Here is a 3,937-nt window from a genome sequence, read left to right on the forward strand (position 1 = left end):
CTTCCAGCGCGGCGGCCAGCACCGCATGACGATCCCGCGCGGGCGCGTCGCCTACGAGCCGAACACGCTCGGCAACGGCTCGGAGTTCCGCGTCGACGGCGGCGAGCAGGGCTTCCAGAGCCTGGCCGAGCCGCTCGAGTCGCCCAAGGTCCGCCGCCGCAGCCCCGCCTTCGACGACCACTTCGGGCAGGCCACGCTGTTCTGGAACAGCCAGAGCGCGGCCGAGAAGGAGCACATCATCGCGGCCTTCCAGTTCGAGCTGTCGCGGGTGGAGACGCCGGCGATCCGCCAGCGGGTGGTGGACAACCTGGCGCACGTCGATGCGCGGCTGGCGCGCAAGGTGGCCGAGCCGCTGGGCATCGGGCCGCCCGATGCGCGGGCCGCCGCGGGCCGCGCGGGGTTTCGCGAGCCGCGCGGCAAGCTGCCGGTGGAACTGGCGCCGTCGCTCAGCATGGAGACGGCAGGCGGCAGCATCGCCACGCGCAAGGTGGCGGTGGTGATGGCGCCGGGGGTCGAACTGGGCGCCTTCAAGGTGATCCAGCAGGCGCTGCTCGACGCCGGCGCCAGTACCAGGGTCGTGGCCGCGCACCTGGGCTTCGTCGCCTCGTCGTCGGGGCAGCAGGTGCCGATCGACCACACCTTCCTCACCATGCCTTCGGTGATGTTCGACGCGGTGCTCGTCCCCGGCGGCGCAACGGCCGCGGAAGCGCTGCTGAAGGACGGCGACGCCGTGCACTTCGTGCTGGAGGCGTACAAGCACTGCAAGCCGATCTGCCTGATCGGCGAATCGGTGGAGATCCTGCGCCGGGTGGGCGTGGCGCTGGCCGAAGCGCCCGTGCCTGCGGGCGTGGTGGTCGGCACCAACGAGCCCACGGCCCGGGTGCAGCTGGGCCAGGACTTCATCGCCGCGATCGGCAAGCACCGCCACTGGGCCCGCGCCCTGGTCGAGCAGGTCCCCGCCTGAACGCGGGCGGCGGCCCCCCGCGCGCGTAGGACAAACCCTACGGCGCGATGTCAGGTGCACTGACTGTGCCCGGCCCGCGCCGACGGCCCAATACGCCCAAGGCCGGCGCGCTGCCGGCATTTTCTTGACAGGGAGAGTGCATGCCGTCCAGCAACCACGTCGTTGGCCGACCGTATTGGAGTTCCGGCCGCGGCTTCACCTCGTCCGACCCCGAACGCCAGCGTGAAGTCGTCGGCTATGTGCGCAAACCGGGCCGCGACGACGCCGCGCCCGCCCGCGCATCCGCCGCCAAATCCGACCCGCTGGCCTGGACGCGCCTGCAGCCGGACGTGGATTCCTCCGGCTACGAAGGCAGCAGCAGCCGCCGCTGGCGCTGAAAGCGCCTTCCGCCGCCACGAGCCAGGGCCGGGTCCCTGGCTTCGTCTTTTCCGGGGCCCGTTATCCTCGGGCCATGTCCTCCGCCTTCGCCGCGCCCGTGCGCGCCGCCATCCTCGACCTCGACGGCACGCTGGTCGATACGCTCGGCGACTTCCACGCCGCCCTCGAGGAGATGCTGGCCGGGCTGGGCCTGCCCTCCATTGCGGCGGCCACCATCTCCGGCTTCATCGGCAGGGGCACCGAGCACCTGCTGCGCCAGACGCTGGCGCACGTCGGCGCGCCGGCGCAGCTCTATCCGCAGGCCTGGGAGCGCTACTTCGCGGCCTACCGGCGCATCAACGGCCGCTTCTCGCGCGTCTTTCCGGGCGTGGAGGAGGGCATCGCCACGCTGCGCGCGGCCGGCCTGCGCCTGGCCTGCCTGACCAACAAGCCGGGCGAGTTCGCGCGCGGGCTGCTCGAAGCGAAGGGCCTGGCACCGGCGTTCGACGCGGTATTCGGCGGCGACGCCTTCGAGCGCAAGAAGCCGGACCCGCTGCCGCTGCTGAAAACCTGCGCCGCGCTCGGCACCGCCCCCGCCGCCACGCTGATGATCGGCGACTCGGGCAACGACGCGGCGGCCGCCCGCGCGGCGGGCTGCCCCGTGCTGCTGGTCACCTACGGCTACAACCACGGCGAGCCGGTGCGCCAGGTGGATGCCGACGGCTGGCTCGATTCGCTGGCCGGCGTGGGCGAAGTGCTGGCCGCCGCACGCCGGGCTTGACGGGCCTGCACGGGCGTTTGCTACACTGCCTCCGCATGTTCATCCACCGCACTGTCATCACAGGTTGCAGCGACCGGGGAGCCTGGCCCTGGCGCAAGCCTGTCCAAGTGCGCAGCTGATCGGCGCGGGGCAGCCCGTGCCCCCGCGCCTTCCCACCGGAAGGCATCGTCCGGATCCCGCGGCCGCCAGTGGAACGGCCGCCGAGCTTGTGGAGGCTCACCCTTGATCACCGAACTCGAATTCAAGAGCCTTGCGCTGCAAGGCTACAACCGCATTCCGCTCATCGCGGAAGCCTTCGCCGACCTCGAGACCCCGCTGTCGCTGTACCTGAAGCTGGCGCATGCCCGGGGCGGCGGCAGGCTCAGTTTCCTGCTGGAGTCCGTCGTCGGCGGCGAGCGCTTCGGCCGCTACAGCTTCATCGGCCTGCCGGCGCGCACGCTGCTGCGCGCGAGCGGCTTCGGCGCCGACGCCAGGACCGAGGTCGTCACCGACGGCCAGGTGGTGGAAACGGCCGGCGGCAACCCGCTGGACTTCATCGACGCCTACCAGAAGCGCTTCAAGGTGGCGCTGCGCCCGGGGCTGCCGCGCTTCTGCGGCGGCCTGGCCGGCTACTTCGGCTACGACACGGTGCGCTACATCGAGAAGAAGCTGGAACGCAGCTGTCCGGTGGACACCATGCACTGCCCGGACATCCTGCTGCTGCAATGCGAGGAGCTGGCCGTCATCGACAACCTCTCGGGCAAGCTGTACCTGATCGTCTACGTGGATCCGGGGCGGCCCGAGGCCTTCGCCAACGGCAAGCGGCGCCTGCGCGAACTGAAGGAGCTGCTGAAGTACTCGGTCAGCGCCCCGGTGGTGAAGCAGACCGAGAGCTTCCCGGCGGAGCGCGAATTCGCCAAGGCCGATTACCTGAAGGCGGTGGAGCGCGCCAAGGAGCTGATCGCCGCCGGTGACTTCATGCAGGTGCAGGTGGGGCAGCGGATCAAGAAGCGCTACACCGAGTCGCCGCTGTCGCTGTATCGGGCGCTGCGCTCGCTCAACCCGAGCCCGTACATGTACTACTACAACTTCACGGGCGCGGACGGCCAGGGCGGCGACTTCCACGTGGTGGGCGCCTCGCCGGAGATCCTGGTGCGGCACGAGCACACGGACGAAGGCGAGAAGATCACGATCCGCCCGCTGGCGGGCACCCGCCCGCGCGGCGCCACGCCGCAGGTGGACAAGGCGGTGGAGCAGGAACTGCTGGCCGACGCCAAGGAGCGCGCCGAGCACGTGATGCTGATCGACCTGGCACGCAACGACATCGGCCGCATCGCGAAGACCGGCTCGGTGAAGGTGACGGAGGCCTTCGTGGTGGAGCGCTACAGCCACGTGATGCACATCGTGAGCAACGTGGAAGGCATCCTGAACGAGGGCATGACCAACATGGACGTGCTGAAGGCCACCTTCCCGGCCGGCACGCTCTCCGGTGCGCCCAAGGTGCACGCCATGGAGCTGATCGACCAGCTCGAGCCGAACAAGCGCGGCCTCTACGGCGGCGCCTGCGGCTATCTCAGTTACGCCGGCGACATGGACGTGGCGATCGCCATCCGCACCGGCATCATCAAGGACCAGACGCTCTACGTGCAGGCGGCCGCGGGCGTGGTGGCGGATTCGGTCCCCGAGCTGGAGTGGAAGGAAACGGAGGCCAAGGCCCGAGCCTTGCTGCGGGCCTCCGAACTGGTGGAGGAGGGGCTGGAATGAACAGCCAACTCCAACAGCCTCAACAACCGGACGCAAAGGACGCGAAGGTTACGCAAAGGACGCAAAGGGAACAGCCCTTGGTGGAAGGGGAT

General features: G+C 70.2%; 4 protein-coding genes. All 4 read left to right on the forward strand.

What is annotated here, in order from left to right; translation table 11 throughout:
* Nucleotides 1-964, forward strand: a 964-nt coding sequence (locus tag VFM98_RS23025; protein WP_325112226.1) for a catalase-related domain-containing protein, incomplete at its 5' end; no start/stop codon positions are given.
* 140 nt (nucleotides 965-1,104) lie between these two features.
* Nucleotides 1,105-1,341, forward strand: coding sequence for a hypothetical protein (locus VFM98_RS23030; protein WP_325112227.1), 237 nt, complete (start codon nucleotides 1,105-1,107; stop codon nucleotides 1,339-1,341).
* Nucleotides 1,342-1,415: 74 nt separating this feature from the next.
* On the forward strand, nucleotides 1,416-2,102 hold the full coding sequence (gene gph / locus VFM98_RS23035) for a phosphoglycolate phosphatase (RefSeq protein WP_325112228.1): 687 nt from the start codon (nucleotides 1,416-1,418) through the stop codon (nucleotides 2,100-2,102).
* Between the two features lie 222 nt (nucleotides 2,103-2,324).
* Nucleotides 2,325-3,845: an anthranilate synthase component I gene (gene trpE / locus VFM98_RS23040; protein ID WP_325112229.1), complete on the forward strand. Its 1,521-nt coding sequence runs from the start codon at nucleotides 2,325-2,327 to the stop codon at nucleotides 3,843-3,845.
* The last annotated feature ends 92 nt before the right edge of the window (nucleotides 3,846-3,937 follow it).

This window comes from Ramlibacter sp. (genome assembly GCF_035706265.1).
Classification (GTDB): domain Bacteria; phylum Pseudomonadota; class Gammaproteobacteria; order Burkholderiales; family Burkholderiaceae_C; genus Ramlibacter.